Raw genomic sequence first — 25,541 nt, forward strand, 5'->3', positions numbered from 1 at the left:
GTGGAGGTGCCCATGGCGTCCACGCGTATCCGCCGAGCCGTGCTCGCCGCGGCCGCCGCGGCCGTGCTGGCCGGTACGACAGGAGCGGCCTTTCCCACGGAGCACCGAGAGCACCGGCAGTCCCCCGCTGTCGTACGAGAGGCTCCCGCGCCGCACGACCCAGAGGGCGGTACCCACCAGCTCATCAGGGACCAGATCGACATCGACCTGGCCGAGGAGGAGCGCTACCGGCAGGAATGAGAGCGGCTCAGCCCCAGATGAGCGCACCCAGCCACGCCCCCAGGATCAGCAGGCACGCGAACAGTTCGGTCAGCACGCTGCCGCCGCCGCCCCGCATGGCCGCCCGTGTCGCCGCCACCGCCTCGCCGTGCCCGCCGAGCCGCAGCCGCTCCCCGGTGTAGATCCCGCCGATGAAGCCGGGGATCGCCCCGACCACCGGCAGCACGCAGAACCCGATGAGCGCACCGGCCCCGGCGAAGACCCCCATGCGGCGTGTGGCGCCACTCTCGCGCAGTCGCCGGGGCGGCAGCTGCCAGCGCACGGCCTGCGACGCGAGCAGCACGGCCGTCGCGCCGACGAGGATGCCCCAGGCGAGGGCGTTCGGGTCCTGCAACGTCCACCAGAGGACCGCGGCCCACACCAGCCACGACCCCGGTACGCCGGGCACCAGCACTCCGCACAGGCCGAGCAGCATCACCACGCCGACCAGCAGGAGTTCCCACGCTCCCATCTGCCCAGAGTGCCCGACATCCGGCGAAACCGCAGGTCAGGTTTGTCCCGGGGGGCCTGGAGCCCGGTTCTGGGGCGGCCGCGGGCGCCGCGCCACCCAGCCGCGCTCGTACGCGTGCCAGCCCAGTTGCAGCCGCGTCGTCACGCCCGCCAGCCCCATCAGGCGCCTCACCCGGCGCTGGACCGTGCGCAGCCCCAGATCGAGCTGTTTGGCGACGCTCGCGTCCGTCAGGCCGGCGAGGAGCAGCGACAGGATCTCCAGGTCGGTGCCGTCCGGGCCCTCGGGACCGTCCTCGGTCAGCGTGCTGCCGTCCTCGCCGAGGCGCAGCGGCAGCGCCTCCCGCCACACCGCCTCGAAGAGGCCCGTGAGCGATTCGAGCAGCCCGCTGGCGTGCACGACGAGCGCGGCGGGCTCCGCCGTGCGCGAGGTCAGCGGGACCATCGCGAGCGAGCCGTCGGCGATCACCAGCTTGGTCGGGACGCGGTCCACCACCCGCACCCGCTCGTCGCGGCCGATCGCCGTCGACAGCTCGACGAGGCCGGTCGGCAGGTCGAGGACGGAGCGCTCGACCACCACGCGGTAGCGCACACCGCGCCCGGCGGCCTGCTCCTCGGCGCTGTTCTGCATGCCGGTGACGGCGACGGGCCTGCCGGTGACCAGCGCGCACACCTCGGCGCCCGCGCCCAGTTGCAGCTGGAGGAAGCGCTGCGCGACGGCGGCCGCCCCGGTGACCACCTCGACCAGGTCGTGGACGGCCGGTTCGGCGGCCTGCGCCCGGTACTCCTCGGCGAGCAGCGTCGCCGCGAGCTCGGCCCGCTCCAGCTCGTGCCGCCGCTGAGTGAGGAGCGCGCCGAGCGCGACGCCGGGCGGCGCCGCCACCCAGCGGCCCGTCCTGCCCGACGCCTGCGCGGCCAGGCCGTGCCGCTCCAGACGGCGCAGCGTCCGCTCGGTCTCCGGCTCGCCGAGCGTGAGCCTGCGCGCGAGATCCGCGACGTCGGCGGCGCCCACCGACACCAGCGCCCGGTACGCCGACTCGTGCGTCTCGTCCAGACCGATCGCTGCCAGCATGCACTGACCTCCCTCCCCGGGACATCATCCCCGCACTCCGCGGCTCCGGAACGGCGCGGTCGTCGACGAGGACGATTGAACTCAACTCGGCTGGGAACGCGGGTCACGAGCACGGTTCGCTCACAGAAGCGAATCCGGCGTCCGCGTGCTCCCGGGCAACCAGCCCGGCACAGAAGGAAACTGACGGATGGCTATAGCGCCTCCGTCGCACAGACCGTGGTCCGCGCCCAGGAGGCGCGCCGGCCACACCGGCTCCGCCGGGCGGTCCTCCTGTGGGGGGTGGGCCCGCCCGGCGGTCCCCAACCCCCCGCGTCATGGCCGGAATTTCCGGATGCACCGTTTTCGTACGGCCTCCGCGGTGGAAAATAAGGGCATGAGCCAGCAGGGGGACACACCCACCGGCCGCGACGACGACTGGTGGGGGCAGCTGTACGACGACTCCGCGCCGGACACGGGTCCCGCGCCCGCGCCGGACACCCTGGACGACCGGTTCGCCTCGGCGGCGGGCACCCTGAAGCCGGACCTCCCCGCCCCACGCGCCCCACAGCCCGCGTCGCGTGTCCCGGAGCCCGCCCCGCCCACTCGGACGAGCCGGATCTTTGCGGATGCGGACGGTGCCGAAGAGGGGCCACCGGGCGACGCGGGCATCGGTTACGTGGGGGACGGGCCGCCCACCTATGAGGCCGAGCCCACCGTCCTGCCCGCCGCCGACCCGGACGACCTCGCCGACCTCGTCCCCGACACCGTGCTCGAAGGCGCGCGGTACGGCGGCAGCACCCTGCGCGCCGCCTCCGTGCGCGGCGACTCCGCCAGGTACCGGGGCGAGCCGCGCCGCGACGCCCTGCTCACCGCCCGCTTCGGCGCCGGCGAGGACGCCCTCGTGCTCGTCGCCATGGCCACCGGCGCCCGCGCGACGCCGGGAGCGCACCGCGCCGCCGCGGAGGCCTGCGCGTGGATCGGCCGTGCCGTGGGCCGCAGCCACCGGCGGCTCGCCGAGGACATCGGGGCCGCCCGGCGCGGCGACCTCAAGTCGGGCCTGCACCGCCTCACCGACCGCAGCCTCGGCAGGCTCCGCGCGCACGCCGCCGACCTGGGCCTCGCGCCGGAGGAGTACGCGGCGTCCCTGCGCTGCCTCCTCCTTCCGGCCGATCCGCGGTGCCGTACGCGCGTCTTCTTCGGCGTCGGCACAGGCGGCCTCTTCCGGCTGCGCGACGGCGAGTGGCAGGACATCGAGCCCCGCGTCGCCGACGCCGCCGGCGACCCCGTGGTGGGCTTCGGCTCGCCGCCCCCGCGGCCCCCGGACGCGGACCGGCTCACCATGGACCTGGGCATCACCACACCCCCCAGTCCGTACGAGCCGGCCCCCGAACCGCCCCGCGACCCCTTCCGGTTCCGCGCCTCGGTCGCCCGCCCGGGTGACACGCTCGTCCTGTGCAGCGGCGGCCTCGCCGAGCCGCTGCGCGGCGAGCCCGAGCTGGCCGCACGCCTCACCCGCCGATGGGAGAAGGCGGGTCCGCCGGGCCTCGCCGCCTTCCTGGCCGACATCCAGGTCAGGGTCAAGGGGTACGCCGACGACCGGACGGCCGCCGCGGTCTGGGAGGCATGACCGCCGCACCTGTGAATTCATGGACCGAGAAACATCGGGCAAGAGACACCAAGACAGCCCATACGGTCCAAAAGAGGTGCGTACAGCATGGCCAAGCAGAACGTCGCCGAGCAGTTCGTCGACATCCTCGTCCGCGCGGGAGTGCAGCGTCTGTACGGAGTCGTCGGCGACAGCCTCAACCCGGTCGTGGACGCCATCCGCCGCACGAAGGAGATCGACTGGGTCCAGGTGCGGCACGAGGAGACCGCCGCCTTCGCGGCCGGCGCCGAGGCCCAGATCACCGGCAGGCTGGCCGCCTGCGCGGGCTCCTGCGGTCCGGGCAACCTCCACCTGATCAACGGCCTGTACGACGCGCACCGCTCCATGGCGCCGGTCCTCGCCCTCGCCTCCCAGATCCCCTCCAGCGAGATCGGCCTCGGCTTCTTCCAGGAGACCCACCCCGACCGCCTGTTCCAGGAGTGCAGCCATTACTGCGAGCTGATCTCCAGCCCCAAGCAGATGCCCCGGCTGTTGCAGACCGCCATCCAGCACGCCGTCGGCCAGAGCGGTGTCAGCGTCGTCTCGCTGCCCGGCGACATCGCCTCCGAGGCCGCCCCGGAGAAGGCCGCGGAGACCGCCCTGGTGACGTCGCGGCCAACCGTGCGCCCAGGTGACGAGGAGATCGACAAGCTCGCCAAAATGATCGACAAGGCGGGCAAGGTCACCCTGTTCTGCGGCAGCGGCACGGCGGGCGCGCACGCCGAGGTGATGGAGTTCGCCGAGAAGATCAAGGCTCCGGTGGGGCACGCCCTGCGCGGCAAGGAGTTCATCCAGTACGACAACCCGTACGACGTGGGCATGAGCGGGCTGCTCGGCTACGGCGCCGCGTACGAGGCCACCCACGAGTGCGACCTGCTGATCCTGCTCGGCACGGACTTCCCGTACAACGCGTTCCTGCCGGACGACGTGCAGATCGCCCAGGTCGACGTGCGCCCGGAGCACCTCGGCCGCCGCTCCAAGCTGGACCTCGCCGTCTGGGGCGACGTGCGCGAGACGCTGCGCTGTCTGATCCCGCGCGTCTCGCCGAAGACGAACCGCAAGTTCCTCGACAAGATGCTCAAGAAGCACGCGGACGCTCTCGAAGGCGTCGTGAAGGCGTACACCCGCAAGGTCGACAAGCACGTCCCGATCCACCCCGAGTACGTCGCGTCGGTCCTCGACGAGGTCGCCGCCGACGACGCCGTGTTCACCGTCGACACCGGCATGTGCAACGTCTGGGCGGCCCGCTATCTCACCCCCAATGGCCGGCGCCGCATCATCGGGTCCTTCAGCCACGGCTCCATGGCGAACGCCCTGCCGCAGGCGATCGGCGCCCAGTTCGTCGACCGGCGCCGCCAGGTCGTCTCGATGTCGGGCGACGGCGGCTTCTCGATGCTGATGGGCGACTTCCTCAGCCTCGTCCAGCACGACCTGCCGGTGAAGGTCGTCCTGTTCAACAACTCCTCCCTGGGCATGGTCGAGCTGGAGATGATGGTGGCCGGCCTGCCCAACTACGGCACGGCCAACCACAACCCCGACTTCGCCGCCGTCGCCCGCGCCGCCGGGGCCTACGGCGTGCGTGTGGAGAAGCCCAAGGAACTCGCGGGCGCCCTGAAGGACGCCTTCGCGCACCGGGGCCCCGCCCTCGTCGACATCGTGACCGACCCGAACGCCCTCTCCATGCCGCCCAAGATCAGCTCGGACATGGTGACCGGCTTCGCCCTCTCCGCCGGCAAGATCGTCCTGGACGGGGGAGTGGGCCGCATGCTCCAGATGGCCCGCTCGAACCTGCGGAACGTGCCGAGGCCGTGAGGGCCCGTGCCCCGACCCCGGCCCCGGCACGCGGCCGCGTCAGGCGGGACGCAGCCGCAGCGTGACGATCTGGAACGGCCGCAGTGCGAGCGCCAGACCGGCCTCGCCCGTCGCGGCCTCGTGCAGCGGCCGCTCCAGGAGATCCGTCACCTCGGCCCGCGCCACCGGGAACGACGTGCCGAGGGTGGCCGCAGCCCGCCCGCCGCGCGACTCGTAGAGCCGCACGATCACGTCGCCGCTGCGGTCGTCGGCGAGCTTCACCGACTCGACGGTCACCGCCGGATGGTCGACGCTCACCAGCGGCGGCAGGGCGGGCGCGTCGGCGACCCGCAGCGGCAGGTTGAGCGCGAGCCCCTCCGCGACCGCGTCACCGGTGCTCGCGCCGGGCAGCAGAGCGTACGTGAACCGGTGCGCACCCTGGTCGGTCTCCGGGTCCGGGCTGTGCGGGGCCCGCAGCAGCGTGAGGCGCACGGTGGTGCCGAGCGTGCCGTCGTACTCGGTGCGCGTCACGTCGTGGCCGTACGTCGAGTCGTTGAGCACCGCGACGCCGTACCCCTCCTCGGCGACCCGCAGCCAGCGGTGCGCGCAGATCTCGTAACGCGCCGCGTCCCAGCCGGTGTTGGCGTGTGTCGGCCGGTGCACATGCCCGAACTGGATCTCGGCGGCGGACCGTTCGGCGTGCACGTCCAGCGGGAAAGCGGCCTTGAGGACCTTCTCCGACTCCCGCCACTCGACGTCCGTGACGACGTCGACGCGGCGGCTGCCCGCCGCGAGCCGGATCTCCTGCGTGATCCGCGACGCCCCGAAGGCCCGCACCACCCGCACGGCGACCCGCAGCGGCCCGTCCTCGACGAGCTCGACGGACTCGGCGTCCGTGAGGTCGGTGTGCCGCCGCCGGTAGTGCTTGTCGAGGTCCCAGGCGTCGTAGTGCGTGGGGTGGTCGGGGTGCAGCTGGAGGAGGTTGCCCGGCGCGGCGAGGACTTCGCGGCCCTCGTCCAGGTCCATCACGGAGACGAGCAGCCCGGCGGCGTCGACCGTGACGCTCAGGTGCTCGTTGGTGAGCAGGATCGTGTCGCCGGTCGTGTGCGCCACCGCCCCGGCCCCGGCGTCCCGTGCCGCGTCCAGGCTCCGCGCGCCGAGCGCGGGGACGTCGACGCGCACCAGCGTGCCGTCCCCGGGATCGACGACCTCACTGCGGGCGTACGGCGAGGCGTTCAGCACCGTGGGCCCGCCCGCGCCCAGCGACCGCACGGCCGACGCCGTGAGCTCGTCGAGCTCCGCCAGGACCCGCTCGTACGTGTCCCGCGCCTCCCGGTGCACCCAGGCGATCGACGAGCCGGGCAGGATGTCGTGGAACTGGTGCAGCAGGACCGTCTTCCACAGCCGGTCGAGCGTGTCGTACGGATAGACGTACGCCGGATCGCGCACCGCGGCGGCGGCGCACCACAACTCCGCCTCGCGCAGGGCGTGTTCACTGCGGCGGTTGCCGCGCTTGGTGGCCGCCTGGGTGGTGTACGTGGCGCGGTGCAGCTCCAGATACAGCTCCCCGGACCAGACCGGGGCCTGCGCGCCGTACTCCTCCTCGGCCGCCGCGAAGAACACCGACGGCTTCTCGATCTCGACGCGCGGCGACCCCTCCAGGGAGCGCAGGCGGCGCGCCCGCTCCATCATCTCGCGGGTGGGCCCGCCCCCGCCGTCGCCCCAGCCGAACGGCACAAGGGACCGGCTCGCCCGGCCCTTGTCGGCGAAGTTCCGCTCCGCGTGCGCCAGTTCGGCGCCGTGGAACTGCGAGTTGTACGTGTCCACGGGCGGGAAGTGGGTGAAGACGCGGGTGCCGTCGATGCCCTCCCACCAGAAGGTGTGGTGCGGCATCTTGTTGGACTGGTTCCAGCTCAGCTTCTGCGTCAGGAACCAGCGGACGCCCGCGAGCTTCGCCAGCTGCGGGAAGGCCGCCGTGTATCCGAAGGAGTCCGGCAGCCAGATCTCCTCCGTCTCGACCCCGAGCTCCTCGCGGAAGAACCGCATGCCGTGCGTGATCTGCCGCGCCAGCGCCTCACCGCCCGGCATGTTGGCGTCCGACTCCACCCACATCGAGCCCACCGGCGCCCAGTTGCCGTCCGCCACCGCCTTCTTGATCCGCTCCCAGATGTGCGGCTGGTGCTCCTTGACCCAGGCGTACTGCTGGGCCTGCGAGCAGGCGAAGACCAGCTCCGGATACTCCCCGGCGAGCGCCGTCACATTGGCAAAGGTCCGCGAAGCCTTGCGCACCGTCTCGCGCAGCGGCCACAGCCACGCCGAGTCGATATGCGCGTGTCCGGTTGCCGATACGCGGTGTGCGCTCGCGTGCGCGGGCCGGGCCAGGACGCCGGCGAGCTCGGCGCGGGCCGCCGCCGCGGTGCCGGACACGTCATGCAGATCGAGCGCGTCGAGCATGTCCTCAAGAGCCCGCAGAATCTCGTGGCGACGCGGACGTTCGGCGTCCAGTTCGCGCATCAGCTCGGAGAGGACCTCGATGTCCAGGGTCAGCTGCCAGACGTCCTCGTCCAGTACGGCGAGATCGGCAGACGCGAATCGGTAGATCGGACCAGTGCCTGCGGTCAGTACGTCGCCGAGGGGTGTCGGCACGAAGTCGTGCAGAACGGCGGGATTGGCCGCCGCTTCGAGGAGTAGGTGCACCGGTTCGCCGCCCCGGGCGGGGGAGGCCACCGGAATATGCCGGTTGCGCGGGTGAACACCCTTGAGGGGGACGCCCGCCGCGTCGTAGACCAGACCCTCCGCCTGGAAGCCGGGACCCTCCCCGGTGAAGCCGGGGTCGATCACCACTTCCACCCGGCTGCCCCGCCACTCCTCGGGCACCTGTCCCTGGAGCCGGAACCAACTGGTCGACCAGGGGTTTCCCCACGCGGTGCCGGTCTCGAAGGGCACGTACTCCGCTTCGAGCGCCGTTGCGACGGGCACCGGCTCGCCCGGGGCGTGCCAGACGGAGAGGGTCAGCGGGGTGCGTCGCGCGTACTGGGCGGGGCGGATGAACTGGCGCAGCGCCCGCTCCAGGCGGCCTTCCACCAGCAGTCTGTCGTCGTGCACTCGGGGGCTCCTCGGAACGTTCGGCGGTGGGGTCCACCGCTTCACTTCCCCCCGATGCCGGGGCGCACCCCCCGCGTTTGGTTGACGATTCGACAGGCTTGCTGCCACGGGCCCGGGGCATGCATCCCGTGAGGCTGTTCGAGCAGGGAGGCTGACACATCGCTTTGTGGGCGGGGGTCATGAGGAGGCAATCACGAGGGGGCGGCTCCGGGGCGATCGGGGCCTCTTCATCGAACGTACGCGACGAGAGGACCGGTGAAGCGCCGGGCGGTCCCCACCGGGGCCAGCTCACGCGCAGGCTGGGGAGAGCGGATCTGCGCGCGGTGTCCGAGGTCAGGAAGGCCCTGAGGGAGTTCCTGCGGCACTGGGGGAAGCCGGGCAGGTCCGACATCGCCGAACTGCTCACCAGCGAGCTGGTCACGAACGCACTGGTGCACACCGATCACGACGCCGTCGTCACCGCGACCGTGGGCCCGCGCGGCCTGCGCGTCGAGGTGCGGGACTTTGTGGGGCGCCGCCCCGAACCGCGGGTTCCGAGCCCCGGTGACGGTACGAGCGGCAGGGGCCTGGTCCTCGTGCAGTCCCTCGCGGACGCGTGGGGCGTGCGGCCGCACGGGGTCGGAAAGGCGGTGTGGTTCGAGCTGGACGGCGGCGGCACGGCCTGACCCTGCCGCCGCGCTCCCGGGGCCTGACGCCCCGGGAGCCGTCAACTCACCGACACGCTCCGGGGCTTGGGGCGGCCGGCTCAGCCGAACTGCTGCTCCAGGTCCTTCAGCTTCTGCTCCAGCGAGTCGAGCCGGGGCAGGGTCTGCGTGTCGTCCTCCGCCGTCAGGTCGACGGTGACGGGGGCGGCGTGGCCGGTGTCCTCAGGGCCGTTCCTGACGGCCTGGAGGGAGGGGCGCGAGCGTGTCGGCAGCGGTTCCTGCGCCGCTATGGCAGGGTCCGCGCCGACCTGCGCGGACCCCGCGGCCGGTGCGACGGCCTGCACCTCGACCTGCCGGCCGCCGCCGCGGGCGTAACCCCGGTTGCCCCGGCTGATCGCCTTGAGCCGGGCGCGTTCCAGCTTCTCCCGGTCGCGCCTGTGCAGCCGGGTGCGCTCCTTCTCGCGACGGTCCTCCCGGACCTCCTCGACGGCCTCGTCCAGGGTGCGGACGCCTTCGAGGAGCATCAGCGACCAGGCGCCGAAGGTCTCCCGCGGCGCGCGCAGCCACCGCACGATGCGGATCTGCGGCAGCGGCCGCGGCACCAGGCCCTGCTCGCGCAGCGCCGCCCTGCGGGTCTGCTTCAGCGCGCGGTCGAAGAGCACCGCCGCCGACAGCGACATCCCGGCGAAGAACTGCGGGGCGCCCGCGTGTCCCAGGCCCCGTGGGGCGTGCACCCAGTTGAACCAGGCGGCCGCGCCCGCGAACGTCCACACGAGGAGACGCGAGCCGAGCGCCGCGTCGCCGTGGCTGGCCTCGCGCACGGCGAGCACCGAACAGAACATCGCCGCGCCGTCGAGGCCGAACGGCACCAGGTACTCCCAGCCGCCGGTGAGGCTGAGGTTCTGCCGGCCGAAGCCGACCAGGCCGTGGAAGGAGAGCGCGGCGGCGACGGCGGCGCAGCAGAACAGCAGCACATAGGAGGCGGTTCCGTAGATGGCCTCCTTGCGCCTGCGGCGTTCCTCGCTGCGCTCCCACGAGTCGTCGCCCGCGGTTCCCTTCGCCGCTCTGTCGTGGCCTCGCTTGCCGCGCGCGAGCACCGCCACCGCCACCAGCATGCCCAGGAGCAGGACGCCGCCGGGAAGCAGCCAGTCCAGCGATATGTCGGTCAGTCTCATCTGGGGTCCCTTGCATCGCGGTAGGGCGTAACGGGCGCCATATTGACCCAACCCGGCCGGGCCTCAAGGGGTTTCGGGGCAAGAGGACGCCATGGGGGTGCAAGGGAGGGCGCACGGCCTGCTTTTGCTCGAACTCGCGGCGGACGGCCGGTGGTTGAGTTCGATTAACCGTGTACGAAAGGGTGGTTCGGGCGGCGGCGGGGGATCAGCTCGCCGCGGCGTCCGCGCTCAGCCGCACGATGCGCTCGGCGTCGCAGGTGCGCGGGCAGGTGACGCAGGCGTCGTCGGGGCGCAGCGTGTAGAACATGCAGCAGCTCGCCCGGTCACGGGTGGGCAGCTTCTCGCCGTTCGGCCCCGTCAGCTCCCGGAAGCCGGCCGTGCCGACGTACGGCTTGGTGGCGCCGGGCAGCAGCCGCTCCAGCTCGTCCATCGCGCGCTGCTCCTCGCCGAGGAGGTGGGCGACGTACCAGAGGCCTTCGACGATCTCGTCGGTGGCGAGGCTCCACAGGGCGCGGGAGCGGCGCCGCATCCGGGGGCCGAAGCCGTCGAGGAGCGGGCCCAGGTGCTCGGCGACGGAGTCCCGCACCTCGGCGCGCAGCGCTTCCTCGTCGGGTACGACGCGGGCGCCGGGGAGAGCCGCGGCCGGGTCGTCGGGCAGGCAGGCGAAGGCGCCCGCGCGGACGGCCAGGTGGCCGAGGGTGCGCTGGAAGGAGACGTCGGCGACCGGGAAGCGGGGCACGCGGCGGTGCAGGAACCAGGGGACCGTGATGAGGAGGGTGGCGGGCCAGGCGTAGCGGTGCAGGCCGAAGCTGGCGACCACGTCGGGGCGGGCCTGGGTGCCGTAGTCCTTCAGGATCTGCGCGTTGTCCCAGGCGAGGAACGCGTCGAGGTCGGGCCCGCCCGCCGCGAGCCGGGCGGCGGTGACCCACCCTGCGCCCTGGGGGAGCTGGTCGCCGGGGGCGACCTCGGTGATGCGCAGTCCGGAGTACACCTCGTTGAGGCGGGCGTACGAGCCCGCTACGGCGCTGGAGGCGCCCTGGAGGGGGGCGGCCAAGGTGGGAACGGACATGCGGGGAACCACCGAATCGCGATCGATAGCAGGTAAGCCTTACCTTACCCGACGTGATCGAGGTTTCAACTCGGGTGCTGTCCGCCTATGGTGCCTCTCGTACCTTTCGGAACAGTGGGAAGCGGGGCGGGCGGACGTCGTGGAGCAGACCGGAGCACGCGAGGGGGTTCCCCTCGCCGGGGCGCCGCGCGTCCGGGTGCCGGAGCAGGCGGGCCCCGGGGCACATGGGCCGCGCCGCACGGTCCGGCGCAGCTCCGTGCGCGGGCAGGTCCTCGCCGCGCTGCGGGCCGCCCTCGTCGGCGGCGATCTCACGCCCGGCGAGGTGTACTCCGCGCCGGCCCTCGGCGAGCGCTTCGGCGTCTCCGCGACACCCGTCCGCGAGGCGATGCAGCAGCTCGCCACCGAGGGCGCCGTGGAGGTCGTCCCCAACCGCGGCTTCCGGGTCACCGAGCGCAGCACCCGCGAGCTGGCGGAGCTGGCCGAGGTGCGGGCGCTGATCGAGGTGCCGGTGATGCTGCGGCTCGCCCGCACGGTGCCCGCGGCGCGCTGGGCGGAGCTGCGCCCCCTCGCCGAGGCGACCGTGACGGCCGCGGCGGTCGGCGACCTCGCGCGCTACGCCGAGTCGGACCGCTCCTTCCACGGCGCCGTACTCGCCCTCTCCGGCAACCAGCAGCTGGTGCAGGTCGCCGACGACCTGCACCGCCGCTCGCAATGGCCCCTGGCGAGCGGTCCCGTCGCGGGCCGCCGCGCCGACCTGATAGCCGACGCCGCCGAACACATGGCCCTCCTCGACGCCCTCACCGCCCAGGACTTCCACGTGGTCTCGTCCCTGGTGCGGGAGCACTTCACGGGGGCGGGCGCGGCCTGAGAAATCCGCGCCCGCGCCCCGCATGCGGCGCTTCTCCACTTGCCGCCGACTCGCCGGACCCGTACCGGGCGCCCGGCCCACGCGCGGTGCCGCCTGCCGCTTGTCGTCGGTTGCCCGGGTCGTCGGTGGCCTTGGGGGATGGGTGCCGGGTGCTGGATGGTGGGTGCTGGGCGGCCTGCGGGCCCGGCCCGGCGGCTCGCCGGTTGTGTGACCCGGGTGCCGCTGTGCCGCCTGCCGCCTGACCCCGGCGGCCCAGCGGGGCCGGGGCGTGACCGGGTGACGCTCCACCCGCTGCTCGCTGCGGTCCGGCACCGCGTGCCGGCTGTCGCATGCTGTCCGGTTGCCGCGCGGCGTGTGGCGGGGGCGGGGTGCTTCCTGGGGCCGGAGGGGTGAGGTTCCGTGGGCGCCGGCGTGGGTGGGAGCCGGCGCCCGGAGGGTGCTAGACCGCCGGTGCGGGCGGCTGTAGGTGGTGGGCCAGCCAGGAGGGGACGCCGCCCAGGAGGCGGAAGAGGCGGGTGGCCTCGGCGCGGAGGCGGGTGGCTTCCGGTTCTGGCTCCGCCTCGGCGAGCGCGGCGAGCGCGGGGGCCGTGCCCACGAGGTAGCCGAGCTCCTCGCGGATGCGCAGCGACTCCGCGAAACCGTGCCGCGCCTCCGCCAACTCGCCGTCGCGCAGGGCGAGTCCGGCGAGGTGGCGCCAGGTGAAGGAGAGGAGCAGCGAGTCGGAGCGGGCGGTGGCGCCCGCGTGCGCCCTGCGGTAGGCCGCCTTCGCGGACTGCGGCGAGTCCGCGATGTGCTCCGCGATCAGCCCGCGGCGGAAGTCGAGGAGTGGCCGCCCCGAGGCGTTCGGGGCGAGCAGCGCGGCCGCCCTGCCGAGCGCCGTGCGGGCCTCGTCGGCCCGGTCGCGTACACCCAGGACCGTGGAGGCGTAGGCGAGTTGGCCCCGCTCGCAGGCCGCGGCGCCCCGGTCGTCGTCGTTCTCGGCGAGGGCCTCCGCGGTCCGCAGGACGTCCTCCGCCTCACCCCAGCCGTCCCCCGTGAACAGGCACCGCTCGACGAGGAGGGCCGCCCTCTGAAGTGCCGCCGCGGCCCCCGCCCGTGCGGCGAGCAGCTCCGCGGCGTCGGTCCAGCAGCCGCGCGAGCGCAGCCGCCATACCGCGGTCTGGAGTGGATCGTGCTCTGCAGTCGTTCCGGTACCAGACATGGCGGTATGCGCCACGTTGCCCTCCCCGAGCACACCATTGAGCTGTTGAGTCGTGGGCGAATCTCAGCATGGATCGCGGCGCGCGGCCAAGAGGTCGGGTGAAAGAATTCACAAAGGGTGGGTGAGGAGACGGGTGAGGCCCGGTCGGCGGTTCGTCGCCGTCGGGCGGGCCCTCGCCGGATTCCCTCAGCTCATCCGCAGGGCGAGGAAGAAATCGAGCTTGTCCTCCAGGCGCGAGAGGTCACGGCCCGTCAACTGCTCGATACGGCCCACCCGGTAGCGCAGCGTGTTGACGTGGAGGTGCAGCCGCGCGGCGCAGCGCGTCCACGAACCGTCGCAGTCGAGGAACGCCTCCAGGGTCGGGATGAGCTCGGCGCGGTGGCGCTGGTCGTACTCCCGCAGCGGGTCGAGGAGCCGCGCCGTGAACGCCCGGCGCACGTCGTCCGGGACGAAGGGCAGCAGCAGGACGTGCGAGGCCAGCTCCTGGTGCCCGGCCGCGCAGACCCGGCCGGGGCGGGCCGCCGCCACCCGGCGGGCGTGCCGGGCCTCCTCCAGGGCGCCGCGCAGCCCCTCCGCCGAGTGCACGGACGCGCTGACGCCCAGCGTGAGGCGGCCGTCGCCGTCCAGGCCGGCCGACAGCGGGTCGTGCACGGCGGCGAGGAGCGCGTCCGCGAGCAGGCCCGTCTCCGGGCCGTCGTGCTCGCCGGGGACCGCGGGCAGCGGCACGAGGGCGATCGCCTCGTCGCCGGTGTGCGCGACCGCGATCCGGTCGGACGGCTCGGGGCCCGACGCCGACGGGTCGACGAGGATCTCCTCCAGGAGCGACTGGGCGACGGGCCCGCCGTCGATCTCCCCGCCCTCCCACTCCACCCGGGCCACCACGACCTGCCAGTGCGGGGCCGCGCCGAGCCCCGGCAGCAGCACCGGCGCGGCGACGCGGAGCCGGGCGGCGATCTCCGCGGGGGCCGCGCCCGTCTGCACCAGTTCCAGGACCTCCTGGGCGAGGCGGCGGCGCACCGTGCGGGCCGCGTCGCGCCGGTCGCGCTCCACGGCGATCAGCTGCGTCACGCCCTGGAGCAGGTCGAGCCGCTCCTCGGGCCAGTCGCCCGCGTCGGCCTCCACCGCGAGGACCCAGTCGGAGAGCACCGACTCGCGCACGTCCCGCGACGCGCCGGCCGTGCCGCGCCCACTGGTCCGAACGGGGAACAGCGAGTACGTCACGGAGTCCACCGTGACGCGGTGCGGGCCGCGCCGGCCCGTCCGGACGGCCGCCAGGTGCTCCCCGGCGAGGCGCGCGCAGAGCGGCCCCGGCAGGGCGGTCCCCGCCGCGCTGGACCCGGCGATCACGCGCCCGGCGGGGGAGAGCACCCAGGCCCGCAGGTCCAGGTCGGTGCCGAGCAGGTCGAGGACGACGTCGGGGCCGCCGCCCGCCGGGCCCGACGTCATCAGGCGCCGGTGCCGGTCGACGACGGCCGCCAGGTCCCCGGCGCGCTCGCCGGAGACCTGCCGCACGACGTGCTCGGTGATGGTCGCGAAGGCCACGGACTCGTTGACCGCGAAGAGCGGGAGGCGGTGCCGGGCGCAGGCCTCGACGATGTCGTCGGGGATGTCGCCGAGCTCGGCCTCGCCGGCGGCCAGGGCCGCGACTCCGGCGCTCGCGAGGATCCGCACGAAGGGTTCGGTGTCCGAGGCGTCGCGGCGCCAGGCGAGGCCGGTCAGGACCAGCTCGCCGCCCGCCAGATAGCGGCTGGGGTCCCGCAGGTCCGTGGTCATCACACCGCGCACGGTGCGGTCCAGCTCGTCCTCGCCGCCGAGCAGCCGCAGGCCCAGCGCGTCGGTGTCAAGGAGTGCGCGCAGCCGCATGGGGTCGTCGCCGCCGATCTGTCTCGAATGGTGTGTACAAACATGTGCGCTCCGTAGCGCCGGGGTCCTGCCGCCCTCGGGCGTCCCCCGTTTCGTGGGGGAACCCGCGAGGTTACTGGGGCCCGTTCTTCATACGAATCTACAAGACGCACGGCTTGGCCAGCCAACTCCTTCATGGTTTCGGTGACTGACCCCATCGGACGAGCGGGCGGTGTACTTGCCCCACTCCGCGTTAACAGCACATGAACGAGCAGTCGAGGGACCAAAGGCCCGGGTGGCCTGAACGGAATCCCCTGATACGGAATCACGGAATCTCCGGGTCCCTCGAAGCGAAAGACCCTCGACACGAAGAAGAGAGCCTCATGGACTTCCTTCGCCCCGCCAGCTGGGAGGAGGCGCTCGCCGCCAAGGCCGAGCACCCCACGGCTGTGCCGATTGCGGGTGGCACCGACGTGATGGTCGAGATCAACTTCGACCACCGTCGTCCCGAATACCTGCTTGACCTCAACCGCATCGTCGAGCTGCGCGAGTGGGAGGTGGGCGAGGAGACGGTCCAGCTGGGCGCCTCCGTCCCGTACACGCAGATCATGGAGGAGCTCCGTGCCGAGCTCCCCGGTCTCGCGCTCGCCTCGCACACCGTGGCGTCCCCGCAGATCCGCAACCGCGGCGGCGTCGGCGGCAACCTGGGCACGGCCTCCCCGGCCGGCGACGCCCACCCCGCGCTGCTCGCCGCCGGATGCGAGGTCGAGGTGGAGTCGGTGCGCGGCTCCCGCCTCATCCCGATCGACGACTTCTACACCGGCGTGAAGCGCAACGCCCTCGCCCCGGACGAACTGATCAAGTCCGTGCACATCAAGAAGGCGGACGGGCCGCAGCAGTACTCCAAGGTCGGCACCCGCAACGCCATGGTCATCGCCGTCTGCGCCTTCGGTATCGCGCTGCACCCCGAGACCCGCACCGTGCGCACCGGCATCGGCTCCGCCGCCCCCACCCCCATCCGGGCGAAGGCGGCCGAGGAATTCCTGAACGCGGCGCTCGAAGAGGGCGGCTTCTGGGAGAGCAAGAAGATCATCACCCCCTCGATCGCCAAGCAGTTCGCGGAGCTCGCCTCCGGAGCCGCCAACCCGATCGACGATGTCCGCGGCACGGCGAACTACCGCCGGCACGCCGTCGGCATCATGGCCCGCCGCACGCTGGGCTGGACCTGGGAGTCGTACCGCGGCGAGGGCCGCAGCACTGAGGGAGTCGCATAATGCGCGTGAACTTCACGGTCAACGGCCGTCAGCAGGAAGCGGACGACGTGTGGGAGGGCGAGTCCCTGCTCTACGTGCTGCGTGAGCGCATGGGCCTGCCGGGCTCCAAGAACGCCTGCGAGCAGGGCGAGTGCGGCTCCTGCACCGTCCGGCTCGACGGCGTGCCGGTCTGCTCGTGCCTGGTCGCGGCCGGTCAGGTGGAGGGCCGCGAGGTCACCACCGTCGAGGGCCTCGCCGACTACGCCAAGCACCGCGCCGACGCCCACCCCGGCGGCGGCTGCGTCTCCGGCGCATCCGGCGCCTGCGGCACGTCGCTCCAGGACGCCCAGAACTGGAGCGCCAAGGGCCAGGACTCGCAGACCGGCGAGGGCGCCGAACTCTCCCCGATCCAGCAGGCGTTCATCGACGCCGGCGCCGTCCAGTGCGGCTTCTGCACCCCCGGTCTGCTCGTCGCGGCCGACGAGCTCCTTGAGCGCAACGAGTCGCCGTCCGACGCGGACATCCGCGAGGCGCTCTCCGGCAACCTCTGCCGCTGCACCGGTTACGAGAAGATCCTGGACGCGGTCCGCCTGGCCGCGGCCCGTCAGGGAGAGGCGGTCTGACCATGGCTGGCACCACCACCGGCATCCCCGCCAATGTCACCCAGGGCTCGCAGACCAAGGGCGGCGTCGGCGAGTCGACGCTGCGCCCCGACGGCACCCTGAAGGTCACCGGCGAATTCGCCTACTCCTCGGACATGTGGCACGAGGAGATGATCTGGGGCCAGGCCCTGCGGTCCACGGTCGCGCACGCCGAGATCGTGTCGATCGACACCTCCGAGGCCATGGCCATGTCCGGCGTCTACGCCGTCCTGACCGCCGACGACCTGCCGGCCGCCAAGAACTACGGCATGGAGTACCAGGACACCCCCGTCCTCGCCTACGGCAAGGTCCGCCACCACGGTGAGCCGGTCGCCCTCGTGGCCGCCGACCACCCGGAGACCGCGCGCCGCGCCGCCGCGAAGATCAAGGTCGAGTACCGGGAGCTCCCGGTCATCACGGACGAGGCGTCCGCGACCGCCCCCGACGCGGTCCTGGTCCACGAGAACCGCGGCGACCACCACGCAGGACACGTCCCGCACCCGAACATCGTGCACCGCCAGCCGATCATCCGCGGCAACGCCGCCGAGGCCGCCAAGAAGGCCGACGTGATCGTCAGGGGCGAGTACACCTTCGGCATGCAGGACCAGGCCTTCCTCGGCCCGGAGTCCGGCCTCGCCGTGCCCGCCGAGGACGGCGGCGTCGACCTGTACGTGGCCACCCAGTGGCTGCACTCCGACCTCAAGCAGATCGCCCCCTGCCTCGGCCTGCCCGAGGAGAAGGTCCGCATGACGATGGCGGGCATCGGCGGCGCGTTCGGCGGCCGCGAGGACATCTCGATGCAGATCCTCGCCTCCGTGCTCGCCCTGCGCACGGGCAAGCCCGTGAAGATGGTCTACAACCGCTACGAGTCCTTCTTCGGCCATGTCCACCGGCACCCGGCGAAGCTCTACTACGAGCACGGTGCCACCAAGGACGGCAAGCTCACGCACATGAAGTGCAAGATCGTCCTGGACGGCGGCGCCTACATGTCGTCGACCCCGTCGGTCGTCGGCAACGCCTCGTCCCTCTCGGTCGGCCCGTACGTCGTCGACAATGTGGAGATCGAGGCGATCGGCCTCTACACCAACAACCCGCCCTGCGGCGCCATGCGCGGCTTCGGCGCGGTCCAGGCGTGCTTCGCGTACGAGGCGCAGATGGACAAGGTCGCAGCCAAGCTGGGCATGGACCCGGTGGAGTTCCGGCAGAAGAACGCGATGGAGCAGGGCACGATCATGCCGACCGGGCAGCCGGTCGACTCGCCCGCCCCCGTCGCCGAGCTGCTGCGCCGCGTCAAGGCCCGCCCGATGCCGCCCGAGCGCCAGTGGGAGTCCAGCGAGGGCGCCGACGTCCGCGCGCTGCCCGGCGGCCTCTCCAACACCACGCACGGCGAAGGCGTCATCCGCGGTGTCGGCTACGCGGTCGGCATCAAGAACGTCGGCTTCTCCGAGGGCTTCGACGACTACTCGACGGCCAAGGTGCGCATCGAGGTCATCAACGGCGAGCCCGTCGCCACGGTCCACACCGCCGCGGCGGAGGTCGGCCAGGGCGGTGTCACGATCCACGCGCAGATCGCCCGCACCGAGCTCGGCGTCCAGCAGGTCACCATCGCCCCCGCCGACACCCAGGTGGGCTCGGCCGGTTCGACCTCCGCGGGCCGCCAGACGTATATGACCGGCGGCGCCATCAAGAACTCCTGCGAGATCGTCCGCGAGAAGGTCCTGGAGCTCGGCCGGCGCAAGTTCGGCTCGTACCACCCGGCGTGGGCCAACGCCGAACTCCTCCTGGAGGGCGGCAAGGTCGTCACCGACGGCGGCGAGGTCCTCACCACCCTCGTGGAGGTCCTCGAGGACGAGGCCGTCGAGGTCGAGGAGGTGTTCAGGCACCGCCCCACCGAGGCCTTCGACCTGCGCACCGGCCAGGGCAACGGCCACGTGCAGTACGCCTTCGCCGCGCACCGCGCGGTCGTCGAGGTCGACACCGAGCTCGGCCTCGTCAAGGTCATCGAACTGGCCTGCGCCCAGGACGTCGGCAAGGCGGTCAACCCGCTCTCCGTCATCGGCCAGATCCAGGGCGGCACCACCCAGGGCCTCGGCGTCGCGGTGATGGAGGAGATCATCGTCGACCCGAAGACCGCGAAGGTGAAGAACCCTTCCTTCACGGACTACCTGCTCCCGACGATCCTCGACACCCCGACCATCCCGGTCGACTACCTGGAGCTCGCCGACCCGAACGCGCCCTACGGCGTACGCGGTATCGGTGAGGCCCCCACCCTCTCCTCGACCCCGGCGGTCCTCGCGGCGATCCGCGCGGCCACGGGCCTGGAGCTCAACAAGACGCCGGTGCGGCCCGAACACCTCACCGGAACGTGATCCCTCCCCGGAGCTGATCCCCCCGCTCGGGGACCAGCGCAAGCCCTCCGAGCGGTGTGTGCCTCCCAGGAACGTCACACTTCCCGCCGCCCACACCGCTCGGAGCCCCAACTCCCCCTCTCCATGAGGGAGATGTCGTTCGTCTCGGGCCGTCCCCCGGGTCGTGCAGCCAACGCACCATCCCAAATCCCGCAACTCCGCGGGTGCCCCTGTGAACCTTGGGAGTAGGCACCATGACCCAGTCGTCAGTGGAGCCGAAGACCACCGCAGAGGACGCGGGCTCCGGCTCACGCGTCCCCGCCGGCAGGTCTTGGCTCGACCGGTACTTTCACATATCCCGGAGAGGATCCACGGTCGCGCGCGAGGTGCGCGGCGGAATCACCACCTTCATGGCGATGGCGTACATCGTCCTGCTCAACCCCCTGATCCTGTCCGGCAAGGACGCGGCGGGGGACACCCTCGGCCAGAAGGCCGTGATCACCGCGACGGCGCTCGCCGCGGCCGTCACCACGCTCCTCATGGGCTTCGTCGGCAAGGTGCCGCTCGCCCTGGCCGCCGGACTCTCCGTGTCCGGCGTGATCTCCTCGCAGGTGGCGCCCGAGATGACCTGGCCGCAGGCCATGGGCATGTGCGTGATGTACGGCGTGGTGATCATGCTCCTGGTGGTCACCGGGCTCCGCGAGATGATCATGAACGCGATCCCGCTCGCCCTCAAGCACGGCATCACCATGGGCATCGGCCTGTTCATCGCCATCATCGGCCTCGTCAAGGGCGGCTTCGTGCACCCCGGCAAGGCCACCCCGCTCTCCCTCGGCCCCGCCGGTGAACTCTCCGGCTGGCCCGTGCTGCTCTTCGCCTGCACCCTGCTCCTGATCTTCATGCTCCAGGCGCGCAACACCCCCGGCGCGATCCTGATCGGCATCGTCACCGGCACCGTGATCGCCGTCATCCTCAACGCGCTCGACGTGATCGACCCCAAGCAGTGGGCGAACGGCGCCCCCGAACTGCACGGCAGCGCGGTCTCGTCGCCCGACTTCTCGCTCATCGGCGAGGTCGAGTTCGGCGGTTGGGGCGAGGTCGGCGCGATGACGGTCGGCATGATCGTCTTCACGCTCGTGCTGGCCGGCTTCTTCGACGCGATGGCCACCATCATCGGCGTCGGCACCGAGGCCAACCTCGCCGACGACAAGGGCCGCATGCCCGGCCTCTCCAAGGCGCTCTTCATCGACGGCGCCGGCGGCGCCATCGGCGGCGTGGCGGGCGGCTCGGGACAGACCGTCTTCGTCGAGTCCGCGACCGGCGTCGGCGAAGGCGCCCGCACCGGCCTCGCCTCCGTCGTCACCGGCCTCTTCTTCGCGGCCTGCCTCTTCTTCACACCGCTGACCGCGATCGTGCCGCAGGAGGTCGCCTCCGCCGCGCTCGTCGTCATCGGAGCGATGATGATGATGAACGCCCGGCACGTCGACTGGGCCGACCGCGCCACCGCCATCCCGGTCTTCCTGACCGTCGTGCTCATGCCCTTCACGTACACCATCACCACCGGTGTCGCGGCGGGCGTCATCTCCTGGGTCGCCATCAAGATCGCCCAGGGCAAGGCCCGCGAGATCGGCGCCTTCATGTGGGGGCTGACGCTGATCTTCATCGTCTACTTCGCCCTCAACCCCATCGAAGGATGGCTGGGCGTCCACTGAGGCGCCGGGCCCTCCGCACATCCGTAGAGTTCCGAGCTCCGTGAGCCAGAGGAGGCCGACATGCTGGACATCGCCGACGAGCTGAACCGGTGGGTCGGGCAAGGACGTGACTTCGCCGTCGCCACCGTGGTGGCGGTCGGCGGGAGCGCGCCCCGGCAACCGGGCGCCGCGCTCGCCGTCGACAGCGAGGGCACGGCGATCGGCTCGGTCTCCGGCGGATGTGTGGAGGGCGCCGTCTACGAACTGTGCCGGCAGTCCCTGGAGGACGGCGAGACCGTCCTCGAACGGTTCGGCTACAGCGACGACGATGCCTTCGCCGTGGGCCTGACCTGCGGCGGCGTCATCGACATCCTCGTCACACCGGTCCGCGCGGACGCCGCGTCGCGGCCGGTCCTCGCCGCCGCGCTCGCCGCCGCCTCGGCGGGGGAGGCGGCGGCCGTCGCCCGCGTCACGTCCGGGCCCGCCGAGCTCCTCGGCCGCGCCCTCCTCGTACGCCCCACGGGGGAGTACGAGGGCGGGCTCGGCGGACACCCCGAGCTGGACCGCACGGTGGCGGGGGAGGCCCGCGCCCTGCTCGACGCGGGCCGCACCGCGACCGTGGAGATCGGCGAGGACGGCTCCCGGTGCGGAGCGCCGCTGGTCGTCCTCGTCGAGTCGAGCGTCCCGCCGCCCCGCATGATCGTGTTCGGCGCGATCGACTTCGCGTCGGCGCTGGTACGGATGGGCAAGTTCCTCGGCTACCACGTGACCGTGTGCGACGCGCGGCCCGTCTTCGCCACCGCCGCGCGTTTCCCCGACGCCGACGAGATCGTCGTCGACTGGCCGCACCGCTACCTGGAGCGCACCGAGGTCGACGGCCGCACCGTGCTGTGCGTGCTGACCCACGACGCCAAGTTCGACGTCCCCCTGCTGGAGCTCGCCCTGCGCCTCCCCGTCGCCTACGTCGGCGCCATGGGCTCGCGCCGCACCCACGAGGACCGCAACGCACGCCTGCGCGAGGTCGGCGTCACCGAGCTGGAGCTGGCGCGCCTGCGCTCACCCATCGGCCTCGACCTGGGCGCCCGCACGCCCGAGGAGACGGCCCTGTCGATCGCCTCGGAGATCGTCGCGGGCCGCCGGGGCGGCACGGGCACCTCACTGACCGGCGCCCACACCCCCATCCACCACGACACGTCGAGCCGCCCTTCGGGGCGGATCGGTTCCGTCGCCTAAAATTTCTGCGCCGGTCAGGGCGCGAGGAGGCCGTCCACCGCTCGGCCGAACACCCGCCGCGACACCGACGACAGCACCCCGTCGCAGAGCGCGGGCAGCCACCGGACGCGCAGGTCCTCGCGCCACACCACCGCCGAGCCGCCGGCCGTGGGGTGGACCTCGATCTCGGCCCAGCCCGTCATGAACGTCCCCCGCTTCTCCAGTCGGCACCGCCCCGGCGCCGTGCCGTCCGGCGGGCACCACTCGACGACCTCCATGACGTCGTCGAAGCCGGCCGGGCCGAGCGCACTGCGTGCCACGAACACCGTGCCGGCGTGGGTGGGCGGGGGAGTGCGGACCGTGATGCGGGTGAGCGGGACGACGTCGGCGTGCCGCTCCCACGCGGTCAGCCTGCGCCACGCCTCGGCGGCGGGCAGGGACGTGTCTCGGGTGATCTGGAAGATGGCCACGCTCCGAGCCTGCCACGCGGCCGGGGACAAGGCTCTAGCGGTAGATCCTGCCCGGCTCGGCCTTGCCCGGTGCGAGGAGCTGGGACACCGTCACGAAGACGTATCCGCGCTTCTTGAGCTCGGTGATGACACCGGGGACGGCCGGGACCGTGCCCTTGTAGATGTCGTGCAGCAGGATGATGCCGTCCCGCTTCGTCTGGTCGACGACGCGCTTCTGGATCAGCTTGGAGTCATTGGTCGTGTAGTCCTTCGCGGTGACGGTCCACAGGACCTCCGCGAGACCGAGCTCCTTGGAGATCTTGTTGACGTCGTCGTTGGTGCGGCCCTGCGGCGGACGCATCAGCGTCGGCTTCTTGCCGATGAGCTTCTCGATCGCCTCGTTGGGGCGCTCCAGCTCGCGGCGCGCCTCCTTCGCGCTGATCTTCGTGAGGATCTTGTGCGACCAGGTGTGGCTGGCCACCTCGTGCCCCTCGGCGTCCATCTGCTTCACCAGCTCGGGGTACTTCTCTATGTGGTTCCTGCCGAGCGTGAAGAAGGTGGCGGGGACCTGCTCCCTCTTGAGGATGCTCAGGAGCCTCGGCGTGTTCTCGCTGGGGCCCGCGTCGAAGGTCAGCGCCACGCACTTGGCCTTCCGGCAGTCGACGGTGCCGAACTTCCCCCGGTCCGCGGCCTTCGCCTCCGCGGCGCCGTTGCGCACGGAGCTGGGCGACGTGGTGTCGAGCTTGGTGCACCCGGTCAGCGCGAGGGCGAGAGCCGCCCCCGCCGCGAGGACGGGGGCGGTGCGACGCAACCTCTTGGCCGAGCGCGTCGTCTTGCAGGCGGAAGGTCTGTTCACGGTGACAGCAGGCATGCAAGCACTATACACAGGGCGTATACACCCTGTTCATAGTGGGCCCGCGTGCGTCCCGCCCGGCCGGGTTTAGACGGGGATCACCCGGATCGACGGATGGATGGCCGTGTTCAGGTACAGCCGCTCCTTCTTGTTCTCCTGCTCCAGCTCCAGCACGAGCCGGTACCGGTACAGGCCGGGCTTCGCGGTGCTCATGACCGTGCCGGCCCAGTAGTAGTAGACCGGCGTGAACTTGTCCCGCATGCGGTCCGGCGCCCCGTAGATCTTCAGCTCGTTGAAGATCCGCCGCTCCGCCACGTCCTCCTCGTCACCCACCTCGGTGTCGAGGAACACGATGTTGTTGATCTTCGGCATGGGCGGCCAGGTGCCGTCGAGGCGCTTCTCCATGTCGATCGGGCGGACGATCCAGTTGATCACCTGCCCCTGCTTGCACACCGTCTCCAGCGACGAGGTGCCCTGCCCCTTGCCGCCGATGCTGTTGTCCATCATGTACATCGAGTCGCTCAGCGAACCCGTCGCCGTCGCCCGCTCCATGTTGATGAGCGTCACGATGTTGAGCTGGACCGAGTTCAGCTGGCCGGGGTTCTGCTTCTCCACGCCACCGCGCGTAGTGGTGCTCACCCGTTCCTCCTTCGCGTACGCCGTCATGACTGGCCTCTAGCCGACGAGGGACGACGACAGGGTGGTGGTGATCGGCTCGTCCCTCGTGCCCAGCTTGAACTTGATCTGATACGTGAGCGGTCCGCCGTCCGTCTTCTTCACCGTGGCGGTCCAGTACGACACGTCGGTGCCGGGGTACACCTTCCGCTCCGGCTCGCAGATCTCCCGGTCGATCACGATGTCCTCGATCGACACGTACGCCTCGCACTCCAACGCCAGACAGTTCCACAGCAGTTGGTCACCGCGCTTGACCTTGGTGTGCAACTCCTCCGTGCCGAACCCGGTGGAGCCCCCGGCCCGGTTCGTGTCGTACATGTACAGGTGGCCTTCCATGTTCCCGGCCGCCAGGGCGCCCACGCAGTCCACGACGGCGGTGATGGAGATCGGCCGCTTCACCGCTGCCTCCCGCGTCTCCCGCGGCTTCGATTTGGTCGTCATCGGGTCCTCCTCGTCGTCCGGTGGGGGTCAGGCGCCGCGGGCCGGGCGCGCGGGCGGGATCGGGAGCTGGCCGAGGCCCGCCTTGGTGAAGGCGTTGCGCCGCGGCTCGGAGGTGATCTTCAGGGCCGAGGAGCACGTCAGATTCACCGGCTCCCAGCGGAGTTCGCCGTTGGCCTGCGACAGCTTGTGCAGCTGGATGCGCATCGTGTACGAGTACGTCCCGGGCCGTGACGTGTCGACCGTCGCCGACCAGTACCAGCCGTCGGTCACCATGTCCGGGGAGCCGTACTCCGCCGGGTACATGATCTTCGCGTCCACGGCCTCGCCGTAGATGTCGGTGATCACCGGGGCGGGCGGGCTGGCCGCCGCCGTGGCGTCCTCGGTGACGACCTGGCCCGTGACGTCCACGATCTTCTGCCCGGAGAGCCGGCCCCGGGTGCGCCGGGTGGTCTTGACCCGGGTGCCCACGCTCCGCCGGATGCGGTTGAGCTCCGCGGCCGCGTCCGCGCTCGGCACCGTCGACTTGGCGGCGAGCTCCTGGAGTTCGGCCAGCGCCTGCTCGTCGGTCTGCCGCGCCCGCTCGGCCTCGTAGCCGCGCGGGACGGTCGGCGGGATGGAACCCAGGCTGTACGGCAGCCAGTTCAGGACCTGCTCGCTGGCCTGCGAGCCGTCGCGCCAGTACGAGCCGTGGATCGCGGTCACCAGGTCGCCGGTCCCCTGGTTCTCGGAACCGTGCAGCTTCATGTTGTCGAACAGGTAGGTGTTGCCTTCGAGCGTGCTGGTGGCCAGCGCGTTGCCGACGTCCACGAGCACGATGATCGCCAACTGTTGGGGCATGATTCCGCCTTCGTCGTCGTTCCC

At 72.1% G+C, this 25,541-nt stretch carries 22 protein-coding genes; 10 read left to right on the top strand and 12 right to left on the bottom strand.

Annotation, left to right across the window (positions count from 1 at the left end; all coding sequences use genetic code 11):
- Positions 1 to 12: 12 nt before the first annotated feature.
- Positions 13 to 240: a hypothetical protein gene (locus ACZ4Z4_RS10950; protein ID WP_468325202.1), complete on the top strand. Its 228-nt coding sequence runs from the start codon at positions 13 to 15 to the stop codon at positions 238 to 240.
- A gap of 7 nt (positions 241 to 247) precedes the next feature.
- Here ACZ4Z4_RS10950 and ACZ4Z4_RS10955 read toward each other — a convergent pair whose 3' ends face one another.
- Both ACZ4Z4_RS10955 and ACZ4Z4_RS10960 read right to left on the bottom strand, forming a co-directional pair.
- The gene (locus ACZ4Z4_RS10955; RefSeq protein WP_468325205.1) at positions 248 to 730 is read right to left on the bottom strand and encodes a DUF456 domain-containing protein; all 483 of its coding nucleotides are present in this window, start codon (positions 728 to 730) and stop codon (positions 248 to 250) included.
- 36 nt (positions 731 to 766) lie between these two features.
- On the bottom strand, positions 767 to 1,798 hold the full coding sequence (locus tag ACZ4Z4_RS10960; protein WP_468325207.1) for a helix-turn-helix domain-containing protein: 1,032 nt from the start codon (positions 1,796 to 1,798) through the stop codon (positions 767 to 769).
- Positions 1,799 to 2,171: 373 nt separating this feature from the next.
- Between ACZ4Z4_RS10960 and ACZ4Z4_RS10965 the strand changes: the two genes are divergently transcribed.
- Both ACZ4Z4_RS10965 and ACZ4Z4_RS10970 read left to right on the top strand, forming a co-directional pair.
- A complete protein-coding gene (locus ACZ4Z4_RS10965) occupies positions 2,172 to 3,404 on the top strand; it encodes a protein phosphatase 2C domain-containing protein (protein ID WP_468325210.1) in 1,233 nt (410 codons plus the stop codon).
- A gap of 87 nt (positions 3,405 to 3,491) precedes the next feature.
- Positions 3,492 to 5,234, top strand: a complete 1,743-nt coding sequence (locus ACZ4Z4_RS10970; protein ID WP_468325212.1) for a pyruvate dehydrogenase — start codon at positions 3,492 to 3,494, stop codon at positions 5,232 to 5,234.
- A 39-nt stretch (positions 5,235 to 5,273) separates the two neighbouring features.
- Here the strand turns inward: ACZ4Z4_RS10970 and ACZ4Z4_RS10975 are convergent, their stop codons facing one another.
- Positions 5,274 to 8,318, bottom strand: a complete 3,045-nt coding sequence (locus tag ACZ4Z4_RS10975) for an alpha-mannosidase (protein ID WP_468325215.1) — start codon at positions 8,316 to 8,318, stop codon at positions 5,274 to 5,276.
- Positions 8,319 to 8,497: 179 nt separating this feature from the next.
- Between ACZ4Z4_RS10975 and ACZ4Z4_RS10980 the strand changes: the two genes are divergently transcribed.
- Complete coding sequence (locus tag ACZ4Z4_RS10980) at positions 8,498 to 8,983, top strand: ATP-binding protein (RefSeq protein ID WP_468325218.1); 486 nt, start codon at positions 8,498 to 8,500, stop codon at positions 8,981 to 8,983.
- A gap of 80 nt (positions 8,984 to 9,063) precedes the next feature.
- Here the strand turns inward: ACZ4Z4_RS10980 and ACZ4Z4_RS10985 are convergent, their stop codons facing one another.
- Both ACZ4Z4_RS10985 and ACZ4Z4_RS10990 read right to left on the bottom strand, forming a co-directional pair.
- Positions 9,064 to 10,137: a DUF2637 domain-containing protein gene (locus ACZ4Z4_RS10985; RefSeq protein WP_468325221.1), complete on the bottom strand. Its 1,074-nt coding sequence runs from the start codon at positions 10,135 to 10,137 to the stop codon at positions 9,064 to 9,066.
- Between the two features lie 205 nt (positions 10,138 to 10,342).
- The gene (locus tag ACZ4Z4_RS10990; RefSeq protein WP_468325224.1) at positions 10,343 to 11,206 is read right to left on the bottom strand and encodes a (2Fe-2S)-binding protein; all 864 of its coding nucleotides are present in this window, start codon (positions 11,204 to 11,206) and stop codon (positions 10,343 to 10,345) included.
- Positions 11,207 to 11,345: 139 nt separating this feature from the next.
- Here ACZ4Z4_RS10990 and ACZ4Z4_RS10995 point away from each other — a divergent pair, with 139 nt between their 5' ends.
- Entirely contained in the window at positions 11,346 to 12,074 is a 729-nt protein-coding gene (locus ACZ4Z4_RS10995; RefSeq protein ID WP_468325227.1) for a GntR family transcriptional regulator, read from the top strand.
- 439 nt (positions 12,075 to 12,513) lie between these two features.
- On the opposite strand, the gene ACZ4Z4_RS11000 is transcribed toward ACZ4Z4_RS10995, so the two are convergent.
- Both ACZ4Z4_RS11000 and ACZ4Z4_RS11005 read right to left on the bottom strand, forming a co-directional pair.
- On the bottom strand, positions 12,514 to 13,290 hold the full coding sequence (locus ACZ4Z4_RS11000; RefSeq protein ID WP_468325230.1) for a hypothetical protein: 777 nt from the start codon (positions 13,288 to 13,290) through the stop codon (positions 12,514 to 12,516).
- A 171-nt stretch (positions 13,291 to 13,461) separates the two neighbouring features.
- A complete protein-coding gene (locus ACZ4Z4_RS11005) occupies positions 13,462 to 15,138 on the bottom strand; it encodes a PucR family transcriptional regulator (RefSeq protein ID WP_468325233.1) in 1,677 nt (558 codons plus the stop codon).
- A 362-nt stretch (positions 15,139 to 15,500) separates the two neighbouring features.
- On the opposite strand from ACZ4Z4_RS11005, the gene ACZ4Z4_RS11010 reads away from it, so the two are divergent.
- The 5 genes from ACZ4Z4_RS11010 to ACZ4Z4_RS11030 all read left to right on the top strand — a co-directional run bounded on the left by ACZ4Z4_RS11010 (position 15,501) and on the right by ACZ4Z4_RS11030 (position 22,283).
- On the top strand, positions 15,501 to 16,391 hold the full coding sequence (locus tag ACZ4Z4_RS11010; protein WP_468325236.1) for an FAD binding domain-containing protein: 891 nt from the start codon (positions 15,501 to 15,503) through the stop codon (positions 16,389 to 16,391).
- Complete coding sequence (locus ACZ4Z4_RS11015) at positions 16,391 to 16,993, top strand: (2Fe-2S)-binding protein (protein WP_468325239.1); 603 nt, start codon at positions 16,391 to 16,393, stop codon at positions 16,991 to 16,993. Before ACZ4Z4_RS11010 ends, ACZ4Z4_RS11015 begins: the two co-directional genes overlap by 1 nt.
- 2 nt (positions 16,994 to 16,995) lie before the next feature.
- Positions 16,996 to 19,380 (top strand): xanthine dehydrogenase family protein molybdopterin-binding subunit, encoded by a 2,385-nt coding sequence (locus ACZ4Z4_RS11020; RefSeq protein WP_468325242.1) that lies wholly within the window; start codon positions 16,996 to 16,998, stop codon positions 19,378 to 19,380.
- A gap of 233 nt (positions 19,381 to 19,613) precedes the next feature.
- A complete protein-coding gene (locus tag ACZ4Z4_RS11025) occupies positions 19,614 to 21,071 on the top strand; it encodes an NCS2 family permease (protein ID WP_468325244.1) in 1,458 nt (485 codons plus the stop codon).
- A 60-nt stretch (positions 21,072 to 21,131) separates the two neighbouring features.
- Entirely contained in the window at positions 21,132 to 22,283 is a 1,152-nt protein-coding gene (locus ACZ4Z4_RS11030; RefSeq protein ID WP_468325247.1) for an XdhC family protein, read from the top strand.
- Positions 22,284 to 22,297: 14 nt separating this feature from the next.
- Here ACZ4Z4_RS11030 and ACZ4Z4_RS11035 read toward each other — a convergent pair whose 3' ends face one another.
- From ACZ4Z4_RS11035 to ACZ4Z4_RS11055, 5 genes are all read right to left on the bottom strand, one after another.
- Positions 22,298 to 22,732, bottom strand: a complete 435-nt coding sequence (locus ACZ4Z4_RS11035; protein ID WP_468325250.1) for an SRPBCC family protein — start codon at positions 22,730 to 22,732, stop codon at positions 22,298 to 22,300.
- A 34-nt stretch (positions 22,733 to 22,766) separates the two neighbouring features.
- Positions 22,767 to 23,582 carry a polysaccharide deacetylase family protein gene (locus ACZ4Z4_RS11040; protein ID WP_468325252.1) on the bottom strand — a complete coding sequence of 272 codons (816 nt, stop codon included), beginning with the start codon at positions 23,580 to 23,582 and terminating at the stop codon, positions 22,767 to 22,769.
- 69 nt (positions 23,583 to 23,651) lie between these two features.
- Positions 23,652 to 24,203, bottom strand: coding sequence for a hypothetical protein (locus ACZ4Z4_RS11045; protein ID WP_468325255.1), 552 nt, complete (start codon positions 24,201 to 24,203; stop codon positions 23,652 to 23,654).
- 36 nt (positions 24,204 to 24,239) lie between these two features.
- Complete coding sequence (locus tag ACZ4Z4_RS11050; protein WP_468325258.1) at positions 24,240 to 24,680, bottom strand: hypothetical protein; 441 nt, start codon at positions 24,678 to 24,680, stop codon at positions 24,240 to 24,242.
- Positions 24,681 to 24,707: 27 nt separating this feature from the next.
- Positions 24,708 to 25,517, bottom strand: coding sequence for a hypothetical protein (locus tag ACZ4Z4_RS11055; RefSeq protein WP_468325261.1), 810 nt, complete (start codon positions 25,515 to 25,517; stop codon positions 24,708 to 24,710).
- Positions 25,518 to 25,541: the final 24 nt, after the last annotated feature.

Source organism: Streptomyces sp. NPDC030245, from assembly GCF_055572995.1.

Bases quoted from the DNA above. Each gene is read 5' to 3' on its own strand.
- ACZ4Z4_RS11020 (WP_468325242.1), top strand. From the start codon at position 16,996: ATGGCTGGCACCACCACCGGCATCCCCGCCAATGTCACCCAGGGCTCG.
- ACZ4Z4_RS10960 (WP_468325207.1), bottom strand. From the start codon at position 1,798: ATGCTGGCAGCGATCGGTCTGGACGAGACGCACGAGTCGGCGTACCGG.
- ACZ4Z4_RS10955 (WP_468325205.1), bottom strand. From the start codon at position 730: ATGGGAGCGTGGGAACTCCTGCTGGTCGGCGTGGTGATGCTGCTCGGC.
- ACZ4Z4_RS10990 (WP_468325224.1), bottom strand. From the start codon at position 11,206: ATGTCCGTTCCCACCTTGGCCGCCCCCCTCCAGGGCGCCTCCAGCGCC.
- ACZ4Z4_RS10980 (WP_468325218.1), top strand. From the start codon at position 8,498: ATGAGGAGGCAATCACGAGGGGGCGGCTCCGGGGCGATCGGGGCCTCT.
- ACZ4Z4_RS11030 (WP_468325247.1), top strand. From the start codon at position 21,132: ATGCTGGACATCGCCGACGAGCTGAACCGGTGGGTCGGGCAAGGACGT.
- ACZ4Z4_RS11010 (WP_468325236.1), top strand. From the start codon at position 15,501: ATGGACTTCCTTCGCCCCGCCAGCTGGGAGGAGGCGCTCGCCGCCAAG.
- ACZ4Z4_RS10950 (WP_468325202.1), top strand. From the start codon at position 13: ATGGCGTCCACGCGTATCCGCCGAGCCGTGCTCGCCGCGGCCGCCGCG.
- ACZ4Z4_RS11005 (WP_468325233.1), bottom strand. From the start codon at position 15,138: ATGCGGCTGCGCGCACTCCTTGACACCGACGCGCTGGGCCTGCGGCTG.
- ACZ4Z4_RS11040 (WP_468325252.1), bottom strand. From the start codon at position 23,582: ATGCCTGCTGTCACCGTGAACAGACCTTCCGCCTGCAAGACGACGCGC.
- ACZ4Z4_RS11050 (WP_468325258.1), bottom strand. From the start codon at position 24,680: ATGACGACCAAATCGAAGCCGCGGGAGACGCGGGAGGCAGCGGTGAAG.
- ACZ4Z4_RS11055 (WP_468325261.1), bottom strand. From the start codon at position 25,517: ATGCCCCAACAGTTGGCGATCATCGTGCTCGTGGACGTCGGCAACGCG.
- ACZ4Z4_RS10970 (WP_468325212.1), top strand. From the start codon at position 3,492: ATGGCCAAGCAGAACGTCGCCGAGCAGTTCGTCGACATCCTCGTCCGC.
- ACZ4Z4_RS10985 (WP_468325221.1), bottom strand. From the start codon at position 10,137: ATGAGACTGACCGACATATCGCTGGACTGGCTGCTTCCCGGCGGCGTC.
- ACZ4Z4_RS10965 (WP_468325210.1), top strand. From the start codon at position 2,172: ATGAGCCAGCAGGGGGACACACCCACCGGCCGCGACGACGACTGGTGG.
- ACZ4Z4_RS11015 (WP_468325239.1), top strand. From the start codon at position 16,391: ATGCGCGTGAACTTCACGGTCAACGGCCGTCAGCAGGAAGCGGACGAC.
- ACZ4Z4_RS11025 (WP_468325244.1), top strand. From the start codon at position 19,614: ATGACCCAGTCGTCAGTGGAGCCGAAGACCACCGCAGAGGACGCGGGC.